Source organism: Pseudomonas sp. 57B-090624 (assembly GCF_003234055.1).
Taxonomy (GTDB): domain Bacteria; phylum Pseudomonadota; class Gammaproteobacteria; order Pseudomonadales; family Pseudomonadaceae; genus Metapseudomonas; species Metapseudomonas tohonis.
This window is the reverse complement of the sequence record NZ_QKRU01000084.1, coordinates 1-16,625: the sequence shown is the minus strand read 5'-3', so window position 1 is coordinate 16,625 and position 16,625 is coordinate 1. Positions and strand designations below refer to the sequence as shown.

Annotated in this window: 16 protein-coding genes, 1 tRNA gene and 1 pseudogene; 14 read left to right on the top strand and 4 right to left on the bottom strand. The window is 66.1% G+C overall.

Translation table 11 applies throughout. The features are described from left to right. Window positions 1–10: 10 nt before the first annotated feature. The 5 genes from DMX10_RS27845 to DMX10_RS27825 all read left to right on the top strand — a co-directional run bounded on the left by DMX10_RS27845 (window position 11) and on the right by DMX10_RS27825 (window position 6,856). Window positions 11–328 (top strand): hypothetical protein, encoded by a 318-nt coding sequence (locus DMX10_RS27845; RefSeq protein WP_111264144.1) that lies wholly within the window; start codon window positions 11–13, stop codon window positions 326–328. A gap of 193 nt (window positions 329–521) precedes the next feature. Continuing rightward, a complete protein-coding gene (locus DMX10_RS27840) occupies window positions 522–1,520 on the top strand; it encodes a hypothetical protein (protein WP_111264143.1) in 999 nt (332 codons plus the stop codon). A gap of 177 nt (window positions 1,521–1,697) precedes the next feature. Next, entirely contained in the window at window positions 1,698–2,777 is a 1,080-nt protein-coding gene (locus DMX10_RS27835; protein WP_111264142.1) for a hypothetical protein, read from the top strand. A 421-nt stretch (window positions 2,778–3,198) separates the two neighbouring features. Beyond that, window positions 3,199–5,994, top strand: coding sequence for an autotransporter domain-containing protein (locus tag DMX10_RS27830; RefSeq protein WP_111264141.1), 2,796 nt, complete (start codon window positions 3,199–3,201; stop codon window positions 5,992–5,994). A 13-nt stretch (window positions 5,995–6,007) separates the two neighbouring features. Beyond that, window positions 6,008–6,856 (top strand): S9 family peptidase, encoded by an 849-nt coding sequence (locus DMX10_RS27825; RefSeq protein WP_256604869.1) that lies wholly within the window; start codon window positions 6,008–6,010, stop codon window positions 6,854–6,856. A gap of 483 nt (window positions 6,857–7,339) precedes the next feature. On the opposite strand, the gene DMX10_RS27820 is transcribed toward DMX10_RS27825, so the two are convergent. Then, window positions 7,340–7,429: transfer RNA gene (locus DMX10_RS27820), tRNA-Ser, on the bottom strand. A 93-nt stretch (window positions 7,430–7,522) separates the two neighbouring features. Further along, window positions 7,523–7,741: a hypothetical protein gene (locus DMX10_RS27815; RefSeq protein ID WP_111264140.1), complete on the bottom strand. Its 219-nt coding sequence runs from the start codon at window positions 7,739–7,741 to the stop codon at window positions 7,523–7,525. Window positions 7,742–7,941: 200 nt separating this feature from the next. Here DMX10_RS27815 and DMX10_RS27810 point away from each other — a divergent pair, with 200 nt between their 5' ends. The 5 genes and pseudogenes from DMX10_RS27810 (at window position 7,942) to DMX10_RS27795 (ending at window position 12,426) form a co-directional block, all read left to right on the top strand. Further along, window positions 7,942–8,631, top strand: coding sequence for a crotonase/enoyl-CoA hydratase family protein (locus tag DMX10_RS27810; protein WP_111264139.1), 690 nt, complete (start codon window positions 7,942–7,944; stop codon window positions 8,629–8,631). 222 nt (window positions 8,632–8,853) lie between these two features. Next, window positions 8,854–9,879: pseudogene (locus DMX10_RS33790) on the top strand (cache and HAMP domain-containing protein); the annotation flags it as partial. A 30-nt stretch (window positions 9,880–9,909) separates the two neighbouring features. Next, the gene (locus DMX10_RS33785) at window positions 9,910–10,737 is read left to right on the top strand and encodes a methyl-accepting chemotaxis protein (protein ID WP_371921734.1); all 828 of its coding nucleotides are present in this window, start codon (window positions 9,910–9,912) and stop codon (window positions 10,735–10,737) included. Between the two features lie 48 nt (window positions 10,738–10,785). Beyond that, complete coding sequence (locus DMX10_RS27800) at window positions 10,786–11,637, top strand: ABC transporter substrate-binding protein (protein WP_111264137.1); 852 nt, start codon at window positions 10,786–10,788, stop codon at window positions 11,635–11,637. A gap of 69 nt (window positions 11,638–11,706) precedes the next feature. Continuing rightward, complete coding sequence (locus tag DMX10_RS27795; protein ID WP_111264136.1) at window positions 11,707–12,426, top strand: 1-acyl-sn-glycerol-3-phosphate acyltransferase; 720 nt, start codon at window positions 11,707–11,709, stop codon at window positions 12,424–12,426. A 70-nt stretch (window positions 12,427–12,496) separates the two neighbouring features. Here DMX10_RS27795 and DMX10_RS27790 read toward each other — a convergent pair whose 3' ends face one another. Next, entirely contained in the window at window positions 12,497–13,369 is an 873-nt protein-coding gene (locus DMX10_RS27790; protein ID WP_111264135.1) for an alpha/beta fold hydrolase, read from the bottom strand. A gap of 189 nt (window positions 13,370–13,558) precedes the next feature. Between DMX10_RS27790 and DMX10_RS27785 the strand changes: the two genes are divergently transcribed. After that, a complete protein-coding gene (locus tag DMX10_RS27785; RefSeq protein WP_111264134.1) occupies window positions 13,559–14,530 on the top strand; it encodes a magnesium and cobalt transport protein CorA in 972 nt (323 codons plus the stop codon). Between the two features lie 69 nt (window positions 14,531–14,599). Here DMX10_RS27785 and DMX10_RS27780 read toward each other — a convergent pair whose 3' ends face one another. Next, window positions 14,600–15,322, bottom strand: a complete 723-nt coding sequence (locus DMX10_RS27780) for an amidotransferase (protein ID WP_111264133.1) — start codon at window positions 15,320–15,322, stop codon at window positions 14,600–14,602. 332 nt (window positions 15,323–15,654) lie between these two features. On the opposite strand from DMX10_RS27780, the gene DMX10_RS27775 reads away from it, so the two are divergent. The 3 genes from DMX10_RS27775 (at window position 15,655) to DMX10_RS27765 (ending at window position 16,594) form a co-directional block, all read left to right on the top strand. Beyond that, window positions 15,655–15,879: a hypothetical protein gene (locus DMX10_RS27775; protein ID WP_111264132.1), complete on the top strand. Its 225-nt coding sequence runs from the start codon at window positions 15,655–15,657 to the stop codon at window positions 15,877–15,879. A gap of 15 nt (window positions 15,880–15,894) precedes the next feature. Next, window positions 15,895–16,155, top strand: coding sequence for a hypothetical protein (locus DMX10_RS27770; protein WP_111264131.1), 261 nt, complete (start codon window positions 15,895–15,897; stop codon window positions 16,153–16,155). 67 nt (window positions 16,156–16,222) lie between these two features. Further along, on the top strand, window positions 16,223–16,594 hold the full coding sequence (locus DMX10_RS27765; RefSeq protein WP_111264130.1) for a glutaredoxin: 372 nt from the start codon (window positions 16,223–16,225) through the stop codon (window positions 16,592–16,594). Window positions 16,595–16,625: the final 31 nt, after the last annotated feature.

Here is a 16,625-nt window from a genome sequence, read left to right as displayed (position 1 = left end):
AGCAGTCGGAATGAGTACGGCCTTCAAGCGCTCCATCTTCGCAGCGTTACTGATCACCAGTGCTTTCTTCTCCACCACCAGCAATGCCGGCCAAGCCACGGGCAACCTGGGCGTCAGCTTGACGATCTCCAGCGCCTGCGCAATCGACAGCGGCTATGACGCCCGCTCGCGCTCCTACAGCGTGACCCGTCAATCCTGCTCCCAGGGCGGTGAATACCAGGTGCGCACCGAACACGCCAACGGCCACAGCGAGATCCTCGCCGACAAGCCCGTGACCCAGGTGAACGGCGACGCCCAGGGCGACACCCGCGTGACCCTGTACTGGTAAGAACCCTGCCTCCCATCGCCAGCGCACCCGCCTGGCGATGCCCCCGCGCCAATCTGCCGCAACCCCTCCAGCACGCGCCCGCCTAGGGGGACCCCCTAGCGCCTCATTGCCATCATTTCCAGCCTTCCCGCCCTGTGCTCTGCTGGGCACCGGTCGGACTCCTGACCGGTTCATCAAGGAAAAGGACTGAGAGATGAAAAAGCTAGCGAAGCTGATAGTGGCCGGCGCCGGATTGCTCGGCGCCCAGGGATTCACCCTCAATGCCCTCGCCGCCGAACTGCTCGGCAAATGGGACCTCAACGGCGACGGCACGCTGGAAAGCGTCTATCGCGGCACCGGCGTGCTGGAGGTGCGCAACGCCGCCGGCGCCCTGGAGCGCAGCTACAACTTCGGCAACGTCACCTGGACCCTCGCCACCGCGGCCAACACCGACAACCAACCCGGTGCCGAGCTGGTGGTGAAGGCCGGCCCCGACGTGGCCATCGTCAACCACGCGCTCAACGACGTGCGCAAATACACCATCGGCAACACCCTCTTCGACGTGGTCGGCACCGCCCAGCTGGACGGCGGCCAGGGCGACGAGGTGATCGTCCGCACCGGCAACGCCCTGGTGCTGATCTCCAACCTCAACCGCACCCGGCGCAACGTCACCGACGGCATCACCGGCACCTGGCAGTACCAGGGCGCCTACAACCTCGGCACCCTGCCCTACGCCACCCTCGCCTATACCGCCGGCACCAGCCTGCGCCTGTACGACTACAGCCTGCAGGCCGGCCGCGAATTCCCCACCGACGGCGTCACCAGCGTCATCACCGCCGCCGACCTCGACGGCGCGCCGGGCAACGAACTGTTGGCTCGCTCCAGCAGCAGCCTGCTGGTGATCACCGGCGGCGTGCAGACGGCCGTACTCAGCAGCTACCCCGGCGGCACCGGCTCCAACTGGAACGTCCACGGCACCCTCGCCGACACCGATGGCCAGCCGGGACAGGAAGTCATCCTGGCGCTGCCGGGCAAGGTCCGCGTGGTGCACCAGCGCACCGGCCAGGCCAAGGACTACACCGTCTCCGGCACCTACGCCATCTATGCCGTCGCCGACCGCGATGGCGTGGCCGGCGCCGAGATCACCGTAGTCGACAGCGCCAACCGCTCATTCGTCATCAATGACCGGCTCGGCACCATCAAGCCGTTGTAAGCCTCGCGCTCCCGGCTTCGGCCGGGAGCCATCCCTAGTACGGATGTACTAGTCGGCCACCAAGCGTGAGCCGGTTGGCGTAACGTGGCTGGCACCGCCGTTATGCTTGGCCGCCTCGAACCCTCCCCGCGCCTCGCAGGACGGGGACTCCAGGCCCGCATCCAGAAGGAACGCCTCATGAAGAACGGACTCCCCTGCCTCAGCCTGCTCGGCCTGGCACTGCTCGGCGGCTGCGTCCCACCGCCCTCGCTGATCGACCAGCAGCGCCAGTACGAACAGGACGTCGAAGCCCAGGCACGCCAGCTGCACGCCGCCACCGACGACCTGTTCGAGGCGGCGATGGCCAGTGGCATGGCGATAGTCGTCACCACCACCGTCAACCTCGACAGCCAGAAGTACAACTTCGAGAACAACGACGATTCGGTGCGTTTCGAGAAGCTGCGCACCGGCACCGCGGTCTGGCGAAACAGCGCCAACCCCCGGCGCATCCTCTATGTGGGCAACAACATGAAGGCCGAGAAGATCGGCGTCCACGGCTCCCACTACCAGACGGTGTTCGGCCGCACGCTGTACCAGATCTACATCGTCGAGCCCGGCCATTACGACCTGGTCGGCAGCCTCTACAACTCGCCGCGCACCACCACGCCCAATCCCCAGGCCAACCGCGACATCGCGCCCTCGCCCCTGGGCAAGGTCACCCTGGTGGAGAAGGAGTTCAGCGAGTTCGACCGGGGCCAGCGCTGGCAGGACCCGCAATACCAGACCGATACGGTGAACCAGAACTACTGCGCCGCCGTGCGTGTCGTCAGCGGCGAATGCGTGAGCTGGGGAACCAGCTCCTACGACGTCACGCGCCAGACCTCGGCGGGTGGCTGGGTCGCCGACATCAACGAGCGCAAGGTGGCCAGCGTCGAGGCCCACAGCGAACTGAAGAAGGCCTTCGCCTCCTTCGACGTCGCTCCCGGCGAAGCCATCGTGGTCGACGGTTTCTACCCCGAGGCCCCCAACGTCGGCTTCGAGGAAAAAGACTGCCGGCGCGTGGCCAACGACAAGCTCGATTGCGAACTCTCCGCCCTCTATATGGTGCGCATCCCCACCGGCCTGCAGGAATTCCGCGGCGCCAGCGACCCGTCCAAGTACGGCTACATGAAGATGAGCAAGGCCCTGGCCAACCTGCAGTACCGCCCGGTCAAGCTCAACGCCAAGCCGATCAAGGATGAAAGCATCTGGGGTGAGACCTACGTGCTCAAGCGTTGAGCCTTATCTCGCCTGCGACTGACTGCGACTTATCCCACCCAGGGAGCCAGGTCTTCGAGGACTGACCAGGCGAGCCCGGTAACGGGCGATGGAGGCCTCGATCAGTCGTCGTGCGATGCCGTCATCGCGGCGGCGGGGCCAGCAGCGGGGATCGCTTCATGCCAGTTGCGCTCGTCATCCGGAGATGCTGAGGGCTCTATTGAAAGCAGTCTGATATCAAGGAATTTTCTTACACATAAAATAGGTTTATATCTATTGCCACAGAAGACAGGACACGAATGTAAACCCATTCGACGATCCGTCCGGCAGCGGCATGGGGCATCGGGTACAGCGACCGGGGCATCGCGCTGATATCCGGGGACTTCATGACCGCGGGGCATCCGGTTGCCCGCCTAAAGACCATTTCTACAGGGACGTCACCATGCGGCTGACCATTACCGCCTTTCCGCTCCGTCGCCTTGCCCAGCACATTGCCCACGCCTCACTGCTTCTCGGCGCCTCTTCAGTTCTCGCCACCCCCGCCCCGCTGACCGGCTGCAGCACCACCGGCAACGTCGCCTCGCTGCAATGCGGCCCGGCCGATATCCAGATGCAGGGCAATGCAGGAGCCTCCTCGCTGACCGTCACCGACGTGACGGCGAGCTCGGTGGCGGTGCTGAGCAACCCCTCGGTCACCGGCCCCTTCACCCAGACCCTGACCATCGACGGCACCACGACGCTGAACCGCAGCGACTACCCGGCTGTGTACATGTACTCCAGCCAGCCAGGCTGGAACGCCAACCTGCTGATCGGCTCCGGCGTCAGCCTCACCTCGGCGGGCCCGTTCGGCGCCGTCTGGCTGCGCTCGGAGAGCAGCGACACGGCCACCCGCAACGAAATCCGCGTGGACAGCGCCGCCACCGTCACCAGCTACGGCGCCAACTCGGACGGCATCACCGCCACCTCCAACAATGGCCCGGTATCGGTGATCAACCGTGGGCGGGTAACGGTCGCGAATGGCCGTGGCCTCTATGCCGATGGCGGTTCGACCAGCCTCACGCCAGTGGCCGTGAGCATCACCAACCTGGGCACGGTCAACGCCTACCAGGCCGGCGCCCGGGCCATCAATTACCAAGGCACCGCACGCATCGACAACCAGGGCAGCGTGCGCTCCACCACTCGCCAGGGCCTGATCGCCTGGTCCGCCAATGGCGGGGCGGAAATCACCAACAGCGGCACGGTGGTGGCCGACCACTACGACGCCGTGGTGGCAGCCGGCACCGACGGCAACGTGGTGGTCACCAACAGCGGCCGCATCACCGCGAACCGCAACCCCAACCTGGCCCCGGTGAGCCCGGACTTCCATGGCATCAACGCCTACACCGACGGCACCGGTACCGTGACCGTCAGCAACACCACCAGCGGCGTGATCACGGCGGCCTCCGATGCCGGCATGGCCGCTGCCAGCGCCCAGGGTGCGATCAGCATGCTCAACGCCGGGCGCATCGATGCGCTAACCGGCCTGCTGGCCGAATCCAACAGCGGCCCGGTCAACATCACCAACAGCGGCACCCTCAGTACCACCAGCATGGGCATCCACGTCATCGGCGCCAGCGCCGGCAGCGTGGTGAACACCGGTACGGTTGCCAGCGCGGTCACGGCGGTGCAGGTGGACAACGGTGCCACCGTGAACGTGGAAAACCGGGCGGGCGGCACCCTGATGGGCAACCTGGCGCTCGGCAACCTGGCCAACCTGAGCAACGCCGGCAACCTCTACCTGAAGCAGGGCGTGGACGCGGCCGATCCGCTGTCCACGGGCACCATGGCCGCCGGTACTGTCGGCGGCAACTTCACCCAGGCCGCCACCGGCACCCTCGGGCTGGCAGCCGGCAGCACCTACAGTTCCCTGGCAGTGGGCGGCAACGCCAACCTCGGCGGCACCGTGGCGGTAGACGTGAAGTCCGGCTATGGCGGTGGCGACCTGAACAACGTGGTGACCGCCACGGGCGGCGTCACCAACAGCGGCCTGCGGGTCACCGACAACTCGTTGCGCTATGCCTTCTCCGCGCTGTTCCGCAGCAACGCCATGGACCTGGTGGTGCGCGACACCGGCATGACCAGCATCAGCGCGGCCGTCTCCCCGAGCCAACCCGGCGCGCTGGGGGCGGCCTCGGTCTGGGACAGCCTGCTGGCCAATGGCAGCGACTCGCCGGAGCTGGCCCAGGCGCTGAACAGCATCCTCGGCAGTGGCGACGCCGGCGAGGTCAATGACCAGGTGGAACAGACCCTGCCACTGCTGACCGGCAACTCGCTGTCCCTGGCCCGTGACACCCTCGGCAGCGTCAACGCCGTGGTGCAGACGCGCATCGACAGCACACGTGGCCTGTCGTCAGGCGATGCCTTCCTCGGCGACCGCCACCTCTGGCTGAAGCCCTTCGCCACCCATTCCCGCCAGGACAGCCGCAACGGGGTGAACGGCTACAGCGCCGACACCCAGGGGCTGGTGGCCGGCCTCGATGGCAGCCTCTCGGCGGACACCGACCTCGGCGTGGCCTTCGCCTATGCCAAGACCGACGTCTCCAGCCACTCCGGCGGTCCCAAGCAGAGTGCCGACGTCGACAGCTACCAGCTCATCCTCTATGGCCGCCACGCGCTGGATGCGCAGAGCGACCTGTCGTTCCAGCTCGACGGCGGCCGCATGAACAATGACGGGCGCCGGCAGATCGACCTGGCAGGCCTGAGCGCGACGTCCGACTACACCAGCAAGACCGCCCACGCCGGCGTGGCAGTGGACCGCCGCTTCGCCCTGGCGCCGAGCACCACGTTCGTCCCGTCCATCCGCCTGGATTACACCTGGATCGAAGACGAAGCCTATCGCGAGAAAGGCGCAGGCGGCCTGGACCTGCAGGTGAAGTCCCGCAGCACCGACGCCCTGGTGCTCGGCGTGGACGGCACCCTGACCCATGCCCTGAGCGACCAGCTCAAGGTGAGCGCCAACCTCGGCGCCGGCTACGACCTGTACAACCGTGACGCCAGCATCACCTCGATCTATGCCGGCGCACCGGACGCGGCGTTCGTCACCTACGGCACCCATCAGTCGGCCTGGAGCCAACGCGCCGGCGCCGGGCTGACCTACACCACCGCCAACGGCACCGAGATAACCGGCCGCTACGACGCCACCCACAAGGAAGGCTTCCTCGGGCAGACCGCCTCGGTGCAACTGCGCTGGATGTTCTGACCAGGTTCGCGCCATGAACGTCCGGGCACGCCTGGCCGTCATGGCGCTGCTGGCCGCCCTGGCCGGCTGCGCCACGGCGCCCTCCCCAACCGAGCGCACCCAACACGCCAACGCGCTGGCACGGGCCCGGGGTTGGGTGAGCGAGGACCTGGACACAGGGCGCTTCGTGCTGCGCAGCTATCACCCACGGCAAGCCGCTGGCGGGGTACTGACTGTCTACCTTGAGGGCGACGGGCTGGCGTGGCTAAGCCCTACCCAGCCCTCGACGGACCCGACCCCGACCACCCCGCTCGCCCTGCAACTGGCCCTGGCGCAGCCGGACGGCAGCGCGGCCTACCTGGCCCGTCCCTGCCAGTTCGTGGGCACCCGCCACTGCACGAGCCGGGACTGGACGGGCGCGCGCTTCGCCCCGGACGTGGTGACCGGCACCAGCCAAGCCGTGGGCCGCCTCAAGGCGAACCTGGGGGCCAGGGAACTGGTGCTGGTGGGCTACTCCGGTGGGGCCGCCATCGCCCTGCTGGTGGCGGCGCGGCGGGAGGATGTGCGTCAGGTCATCACCGTCGCCGGCAACCTCGACCCGGACGCCTGGGCAGACTGGCACCGCGTCCCGCCGCTCGCCGCCTCGGACAACCCGGCACGGCACCGCGACGAACTGTGGGCGCTACCCCAGGTCCACCTGGTCGGTAGCCGCGATCCGGTCACGCCCGTCGAGCTGGCGCAACGCTTCCAGGCGGCCTACCCCGCAGGAGCACCGTCACAGGTGATCGAGATGCCCGGCTTCGACCATGGCTGCTGCTGGGCGCAGGACTGGGCAGCCCTGTGGAAGCGCCATGCCTATAAAGGCAGCACAACGCCCCGCTGAGGGTCGGGTTGCGGTCGGCGTTGGATAAACCGGCGAAACCGCAGGCACCCGCCAGCCCATGCCTCACCGGCAGGTCGATCCAACTCGCGGGGCTTGATCAGGGCGAGCACATTCGAAGCAAAGGGCTCGGGAGTAGAGGGGCAGTCGGGAGGCGCGGAACGGAGGCCCCGTAGCGGCGACCTTGCAGTCCTGGCTCCCGGACAAACCGCTACGCGCTCAACAGCATCGGTAGTCGAGTGATCAACCACCCGTCGGGCATGGATTGAACACTTCCCAGATCGTTTCCTGGACATGCCAGGTTACGGCGGTGTCAGGAACTGAACAGCTAGCCGGAATGGTTTCGCAGAGGATGGGCCCGGGCGGGAGCAGAAGAGCTGCACAGGCAAAAGCTTTTTCCCAAGCCTTGCCCCGGAACGCCGAATCTCAGAAAGCAAAAACCCCCGACTTCACTAGGAATATCAGGGGTCTTCTTGAATCGGAAAGTGGCGGTGAGGGTGGGATTCGAACCCACGATACGGTTTCCCGTATACACACTTTCCAGGCGTGCTCCTTCAACCGCTCGGACACCTCACCGGGATCTCTACGAGGCGTCAGCCCCGTCGAGGTGCGCTAATTTAGTGGAGTGTTTTCCGGAATGCAAATATTTTTTTGAGAATTTTCATGCGCTTATGAAGAGCGGGGCGAGTCGCTGTCCTGGCCCTGGCGGTAGTCGTCGAATTTGAGGCTGCCGAAGAAGATGAAGCCGAAGGAAACGAACACCCCGGCGATGAACAGCAGCAGCACGCCGGCGGGGTTCCGCAGGGCCGCGCTGTTGGCCAGGAACAACGAGCCGAGCAGCAGGACGACGGCGAGGATGATGCTGGCGATATGGGCGGGTCGGTCCATGGGGAGCTCCTTCAGGCGATGGCGGCGAGGTTATCGGCTGGCGTGCGCAGCGCCCAATTGGCAGTGCGCATCGTCGCCATAGAGCGCGCCTTATAAGGAGCAAGGGCCCGGCGCGCCTGACTTGTCAGTCAGCCAAAGCGCTTTACCTGCCCCCTGCGCGTGAGTAACGTCTGCCCCATTCCACAACAAGGACCCCTGCCATGAGTGAGCTGATCTCCTACCAATTCGAAGACGGCGTCGCCACCCTCACCCTTGCCAACGGCAAGGTGAACGCGATTTCCCCGGACGTGATCGCCGCCTTCAACGCAGCGCTCGACCGCGCCGAGCAGGACCGCGCCATCGTCATCCTCACCGGCCAGCCGGGCATCCTCTCCGGTGGCTACGACCTCAAGGTGATGACCTCCGGCCCGCAGAACGCCGTCAATCTGGTCGCCGCCGGTTCCACCCTGGCGCGCCGCATGCTCGCCCACCCCTTCCCGATCATCGTCGCCTGCTCCGGCCATGCCGTGGCCAAGGGTGCATTCCTGCTGCTGTCGGCGGACTACCGCATCGGCGTCGACGGCCCGTTCAGCATCGGCCTGAACGAAGTGCTGATCGGCATGACCATGCACCACGTAGGCATCGAGCTGGCCCGTGACCGCCTGACCAAGGCGGCCTTCCACCGCTCGGTGATCAATGGCGAGATGTTCGACCCCAAAGGCGCACTGGAAGCCGGCTTCCTCGACAAGGTCGTGCCTGCCGAAGAACTGCTGGCCACTGCCCAGGCCGTTGCCCAGCAGATGAAGAAGATCAACTCCACCGCCCACAAGAACACCAAGCTCAAGGTACGCAAGGCGTTGCTCGAGACCCTGGATGCCGCCATCGAGCAGGACAAGCAGCACCCGCTCTGATCGCATCGTCGCAGTCGAAAGCCCGGCCCCATGCCGGGCTTTTTCATTTCCGCCTCCCGCGTCGCTGCAGCCACCTAGACTCCCTTCCCAGACGAGCTGCATGAATTTCCGACAGGTGATGGCACTTTGCTTCGGACAAGCTCGAAAAGCTGTATTACTTTTAAGCCATGACGCCAGGCACGGACGGAAGGCATCAGGCATTTCACCCGCCAGGAGCTCCGTATGAAGATTGCCCACAAGGTCAGCCTTGCCGCCGCCGCCGTACTCTTCCTTACCACCGCGCTCCTGTCCCTGGCCCAGGTCAGCCAGGTTCGCAGCACCCTTCGCGCCCAGGCCGAATCGAGCATCTCCGAATCCAGCAACGCCCTCGCCCGCCAGATCGAGAACTGGCTCAACGCCAAGCTGCGCCTGATGGACCTGATGGCCCAGACCATCGACAGCAAGTACAGCCCCGAGGAAACCCAGCGGGTGGTCGACTCGTCGATGCTGAAGAATGAATTCATCCTCGTATTCGGCGCCCTCGAAGCCGATGGCAAGCCGATCAAGAACGATCCCTCCTGGCAGCCCAAACCCGACTGGGACGGCCGCCAGCGCCCCTGGTACGCCACCGGCAAGGCCGGCAGCCAGGCCGTGCTCACCGAACCCTACGTCGACTCCACCACTGGCGAAATCCTCATCTCCGCCGTCGCCCGCATCACCGACGCCGGCAAGTTCCTCGGGGTGATGGGCGGCGACATCCGCCTGAAAACGGTGGCCGACGCGGTCAACACCCTGGATTTCAACGGCGCCGGCTACGCCTTCCTGCTCAGCCGCAACGGCAACATCATTTCCCACCCCGACACCAAGCTGAACGGCAAGCCCTACAGCGAGCTGTTCGGCGGCAAGAGCCCGGCCCTGAACAAGGAACTGCAGGAGGTCGATACCGGCGACCGGCAATTGCTGGTGTCCTTCACCCCGCTGCCCAACCTCAAGGGCATGGACTGGTACATCGGCGTCGTGCTCGACCAGGGCAAGGTCATGGCCGAGGCCAACGCACTCAGCTGGCGTGCCGTGATCGGCACCGTGCTGGGCGTGGTCATCAGCCTGGTGCTGCTCGGCGTATTGATGAAGAGCCTGCTGCGCCCGCTGGACGCACTGGGCGATTCGCTGCACGAGATCAACAGCGGCCAGGGCGACCTGACCAAGCGCCTGCCCGCCGCCGGCAACGACGAAATCTCCCTGGTGGCGCGCGAGTTCAACAGCTTCCTGCAGAACCTGCAGACCCTGATCGGCGACGTGATGGGCAGCTCCAGGCAGGTGCGCGGCAGCACCGACCTCACCTCCAACGAAGCCGGCCAGGCCGCCAACCGCCTGCAGGTGCAGCTGATGGAGCTGGACCAGCTGGCCACGGCCATGCAGGAGATGGCCTCCACCGCCGAGGAGGTGGCACGCAATGCCCAGGCCGCCGCCCAGGCCGCACTGGCCGCCAACGAGGAGACCGAGAACGGCGTCACCGTGGTCTCCCGCTCCACCGAGGCGATCAAGCAGCTCGCCAACGAGATGGACGACACCGGCCAGGCCATCAACGAGTTGGCCAAGCTCAGCCAGAGCATCGAATCCATCCTCTCGGTGATCACCAGCATCGCCGACCAGACCAACCTGCTCGCCCTCAACGCCGCCATCGAGGCCGCGCGGGCCGGCGAGTCCGGCCGTGGCTTCGCGGTGGTGGCCGACGAAGTACGCTCCCTCGCCTCGCGCACCCAGCAGTCGACCCAGGAAATCCGCCAGATGATCGACCAGCTGCAGACCGGCGTGCGCCAGGCCGAGCAGCGCATGCAGCAAAGCCGCGACACCGCCAGCAAGACCGCCGACGATGCCGGCGCCGCCAACGAAATGCTCGGGCGCATCCGCGATGCCATCAACCGCATCAACGACATGAACCTGCAGATCGCCACCGCCGCCGAGCAACAGAGCGCCACCACCGAAGAGATCAACCGCAACACCACCAACATCCGCGACATCAGCCACGAGGTTGCCGGTGGCGCCGAGCAGCAGGTGCGCCAGTGCGCGGTGATGGTGGAACAGGTCGGCCAGCAGGACAGGTTGCTCAGCCGCTTCAAGATCTGACCCGGGCAGGCCGCGCATGACGCGCGGCCGCTTCACGGGAGGCATGCCATGCGCGCATTTCTGCTGCTGGCGCTGCTCTGCGCCACGGCCCTGTGCCGTGCCCAGGCGCAAACGCCCATCGAGGTCACCATCCTCTGCGACTCGGGCTACCCGCCCTACAGCTACGAGGAAAAAGGCGAGGCCAAGGGGCTCTACACCGACATCCTGCGCAGCGTCTTCGCCCTGATGCCCGGCTACAAGGTGACCATCCGCCCGGTGCCCTGGCCGCGCGGGCTGGCGGAAGTGGCCAAGGGCAACGCCTTCGCCCTCTACCCGCCCTACTACCGCCCCGACGAGCGCCCCTGGATGGAATACTCGCGGCCGATCATGGAAGAGAACCTGGCGGTGTTCATCCGCCCCGGCCTTGCCGGCACCCGGCATTTCGACGACTTCCCCAATGCCTACGCCGGGCTGCGCGTGGGACTCAACAGCGGCTTCGTCACGGTCAATTCCCCGCGCTACCGCGAGATGGTGGAGGCCGGCGAGATCGACCAGTCCTACGCCCGCGACAACCGCACCAACCTGCTCAAGCTGCTGCACCAGCGCATCGACGTCTATATCAACGATCGCCTGTCGATCCTCTGGGAACTGCAGCAGATGCGCGAGGACGGCAGCATCAGCCCCGAGGAGGCCGAAAGCCTGGTGGAAGGCCCGGTCCTGGCCACCGAGCGCGGCCACCTGGGCTTTTCCCGCCTCAATGCGGCGGCCTACCCCTACCGTGCCGACTTCATGCAGCGCTTCGATACGGCACTGGCCAAGGTGCAGGCCAACGGCACGCTCGATCGCCTTGCCGAGCGGTATGCCTCGCCCGAATTCCTGCCGGCCACCGCCAGCGGCACAGAAAAGGTTACAACCCCCTGACCGGCAGCAATTGCCCAATAAAGTGCACACCCGTACACTGCGCGCCTTTTGTCTGACTGGGCGACCCCGATGCTTTTCCTCCCGCGCATGGTTCTCATGGGCCTGCACTTCATCGTCGCCGGCATCGCCGGTTTGCTGCTCGGCATCTGCCGCCCGTTCAACCCGGACAACAGCCGCCTCTGCGCCCGCCTCTACTCCCTGCCGGCGCTGCGCATCCTGCGCCTGAAGGTGAAGACCGACGTGGCACTGCTCGAGCACGACAAGGCCTGCGTCATCATTGCCAACCACCAGTCCAACTACGACCTCTACGTGCTCGGCCGCGTGGTGCCGCCGCGCACCGTCAGCATCGGCAAGAAGAGCCTCAAGTGGGTGCCCTTCTTCGGCCAGCTCTACTGGCTCGCCGGCAACGTGCTGATCGACCGTGGCAATGCGCGCAAGGCCCGCGACGCGATGCTCACCACCACCGAAACGCTGCGCAACAAGGACACCTCCATCTGGGTCTTCCCCGAAGGCACCCGCAACCTCGGCGAAGAGCTGCTGCAGTTCAAGCGCGGCGCCTTCCAGATGGCCATCGCCGCCGGCGTGCCGATCATCCCGGTGTGCGTCAGCAACTACGTCAAGCAGATGCGCCTGAACAGCTGGAACAGCGGCAAGGTCATCATCCGCGCCCTGCCCGCCATCCCCACCGTCGGCCTGAGCCTGGACGACCTGCCCATGCTGATTGAGGAATGCCGGCAGAAGATGCTCGACTGCATCAACGCCATGGACCGTGAACTGGCCCAGGCCTGATCGCCCGCACATGGAAAAAGCCCGGCTCGATGCCGGGCTTTTTCGTTTGGACGAGCGTGTAGGGTGGGCTTCAGCCCACGCGGGTCGACGATGAAGCCTGCCCGGAAACCAAGATGCCCCGCTCCACCAGCCACCCCAGCACGAACTCCGCCACCGAGCCCGGCGCGCGCAACCAGGCGCTGTGGGGGTTCTCGTGGGGCGGGCGCGGCGATGGCAGGCGCTGCACGCGGGGCGGCGCCTGGATCAGCGCGGCGAGACCGAGGGTCGACGCCTCCGGCGAGAAGTTGTCGCCCTCGATGGTGACGAAGAGCGAGGTCACGCCAACCCGCGCCGGCTCCGCGAGCGGCAACCCGACGTGGCGGAAATCGCCGGTGAAGGCCACCCGCCCCCACTCTCTTATCAGGCTGCGAGCCTCATGGCCGCCGAAGCCGATGCGCGGCCCCGGCAGGTAGCCGAGCACCGCCGTCATCAGGTTGAAGACCAGCGCCACCATCGGCGTCATCAGGCGCTTGCGACCGCGCCAGTGGCGGTAATGGATGTTGCCGCAGGCGACGCCGACCACCGTCACCTCGGCATCCGGGTTGGCGGCGGCATAGAGCGCGGCGACATGCCCGCCCAGGCTATGCCCCAGCAGCACCTGGCGGCTCCCGGGGAAATGCCGCCCGGCCAGGGCCAGCAGCCTGGGCACGAAGTCCTCCACCAGTTCGCGGTAGCCATAGTCACGGCGACGGTCCGGGCGCGGCAGGCTGGTGGCCTGCCCGGGCCAGTCGGCCACCAGCACATTGCAGCCGGCAGCCACCAGCAACTGGGCCAGGGCCTCGTACTTGCGCGCCGCCACGCCCATGGCGGGCAACAGCACCAGCGCAGGTGCGCCCGGCTGCCCCGGATGGACGGTCACCGGGCAGTCGAAGGTGCCAGCGGCGAATGGGAAGGCCTCGTTCACGCCTGTTTTCCTTGTTCTGAGCGGGAGTCGCCGAATCTAGAGCAAGCGCACCGTCCGCACCATTACCCACCGGGTAATTCGGCCGAAGTGCCCGCCGTTGTGGAAGAACTCCCCGCATCCACCAACACTCTGAAGCAGAGGCGGGTTAAGCTCGCCGCCGCTCACCATTGGAACAAGGAAAACCAGCGCATGGGTCATGTGGTTGCCGCCGCCGTCTACGCCAAGGGCAAGAAGATCACCGACATCAGCCTCGACCAGGGCAAGGAGTGGTCGAAGAAGCCGGGCCACTTCGTCTGGATCGGCCTGCATGATCCCGGCGCCGAAGAGCTGACCAACCTGCAGCGCCAGTTCGACCTGCACGAACTGGCGCTCGAAGACGCCCTGGTGCGCCACACCCGGCCGAAGCTGGAGACCTTCGGCGATGCGCTGTTCCTGGTGCTCTACTCCCCGGTGCGCACCGACGCCGGCCTGACCTTCGTCGAAACCCAGCTGTTCGCCGGCAGCGGCTACGTGATCAGCGCCCGCTACGGCGACTCCGCGCCCTACTCCCAGGTCCGCCAGCGCTGTGAAGCGCGCCCGCTGCTGCTGGAGCACGGCGAGGACTTCGTGCTCTATGCGCTGCTGGCCTTCGTCATCGAGAACTACCGCCCGCTGATGGACAGCTACCACGGCGAGCTGGAGGCCCTGGAGCAACTGGTGCTCGACCGACCGCTGAGCCAGGCCGACGTCGAACACATCCAGGGCGTGCGCCGCGACCTGCTGCGCCTGCGCCGATACATCGGCCCGCTGGCGGAGATCTGCCAGGAACTGCAACGCCTGGACTTCCCCTTCATCGACAAGAACATGCGGCCCTACTTCCGCGACATCGCCATCCACGTCAACCGCCTGCTGGAAGACCTCACCGCGCTGCGCGAGATGGCCGACCACGCCATCGAGATCGGCCTGCTGCTGGAGTCCTCGCGCCAGAGCGTGGTGCAGCGCAAGTTCGCCGCCTGGGCGGCCATCCTCGCCTTCCCCACCGCCGTGGCCGGCATCTACGGGATGAACTTCCAGAACATGCCGGAGCTGACCTGGCACTACGGCTACTTCGGCGTACTGGGCTTCATCGCCGTCGGCTGCACCGGGCTGTTCGCCAGCTTCAAGCGCTCGGGCTGGCTCTAGCCACCCCGGGTTGCCGCGCCCCAACGAAAAAGCCCGCCATCAGGCGGGCTTTTTCATGTCGCGAAACGATCAGGCCGCGTCACGCCCCTGGGCGACGAAGCGCATCATCCACTCCGCCACCGTGGCGCCCTGGTGCTGCTTGTCCAGGCTGGCGACGCCCTTGCCGTAGATCTCCTCGCCGAGGAACTGCTGGCGGATGTCCAGCAGCGCGCGCGAGTAATCGTGGATGAATTCCGGGTGCCCCTGGAAGCACAGCACCTGGTCGCCGATGGCGTAGGCGGCGTTCGGGCAGAAGTCGCTGGAGGCGATCAGGGTCGCGTTCTCCGGCAACTGCGTGACCTGGTCCTGGTGGCTGATCAGCAGGGTCAACTGGTCCAGCGCCGGGCTCATCCAGGCCGGCTGTTCGGCGATGCGGTAGGCGTGGGTGCCGACCCCCCAGCCCTGGGTCGCACGCTCGGTGCGGCCGCCCAGCAGCAGCGCCAGGAGCTGGTGGCCGAAGCACACGCCCAAGAGCTTGTCGCCGTTCTCGTAGCGCTCCAGCAGGTAGGTGCGCAGGGTCTGGATCCAGGGATCGTCGCCGAAGGAGTCGGCCTTGCTGCCGGTGACCAGGTAGGCGTCGAAGCGCTCCCCGGCCGGCGGGTAGTTGCCCTCCACCACGTTGTAGACGCTGAACTGGGCCTCGATCGGCTGCTTGGCGAACAGCTGCTCGAACATCTTCCCGTAGCCCTGGTACTGGTCGATCAGTTCGGGACGGAGGATGTCGGTTTCCAGGATGCAGATACGTAACGGCATGAAGGACTTCCTGAAGCGATGAGAGGGAGACGCGCAAAGTGTGCGATTTATTTAACACAGGCGCCCCCATAAGGAAATAGCGCCTACAGCGACGCACCCTGGCGGCCGACCGACAGCGGGATAGAAAGCACCTGCGCAGCCCTTTGATCCAGCGGCCCTGCCGCCTAACTCCTTGCCCATCAGGCACTTGCGGGGCACGTCAATAAAATTTTACGTACGAGCCGAAACCCATTGGTTTCATCGATAGTTGAAATGCCTGATATCCGTTTTTCTATCGAATCCTTTTTCGCGAAGCTGGGCCCACTCCACGGAACAGCCAAGCGGAAACCACCATGAGCAACCTCACCCTCAAATACGCACGCAACGGCGCCCTGGCTTCGCTCGGGCTCTACACCATCGCCATCTCCCTGCTGCTGGTAGTGAGTTTCAGCTACGAGAAGGCCCGCGTCGGCGTCAGCTCGGTGGACGGCTCCATGGGCTTCTACCAGCAGCTCAGCCAGAGCGTGCCGGCGATGCTGATGAGCCAGAAGGCCGTCAGTGGACGGCAGAGCGGCTGAAGGAGCGACAGCGCCATGAAGGCACAACGCAAACGATTGCTCCTGCTCGCCGGCCTGGCGCTGATGACCAATGGTTTTTCACTGATGGGCTACGGGCATGGCTCGGTGGGCGGCGTGGCCAAGAACATCGAGGCCCGCCACGAGCTCGACCGCCAACTGGCCAATGAAGTGGCCCTGAAGGGCGAACTCGGCAGCCCGCCGATCCGCCGGCAGTTCCAGCTGCCCACCGCCTTCGTCATGGAGTCGCTCACCTGCTGCCGCGACCGGTTGGCGTGAAAGCCGGCCGCCGCGCCGCGCATGGGGTAGACTGCCGGCCCGTTTTCCGCAGCAAGGGTTCCCAACCGTGTTCATCAAGGCACTCCGCATCGGCCTGGGTCAGTTGATCCTCTTCATCGACCTCATCACCCGCCCGCGCAAACTGCGCCGCAGCGCCGAGGCGCAGGCCCGGGTCGAGGACGAAACCGCAGGCCTCGCGCTCTATCAGTCCCCCGCCTGCCCCTTCTGCGTGAAGACCCGCCGCACCCTGCACCGCCTAGACCTGCCCATCCAGTTGCGCGACGCCAAGAACGACGAAGGCCATCGCGCGGCCCTGCTGGCCGGCGGCGGCAAGATCAAGGTGCCCTGCCTGCGCATCGACGAAAACGGTGAAAGCCGCTGGATGTACGAGTCCAGCGACATCATCCGCTACCTCGAAAGCCGCTTCGCCCAGGCCTGACCCTCAGTTACCGCCACCCGCGCCCCCGGCG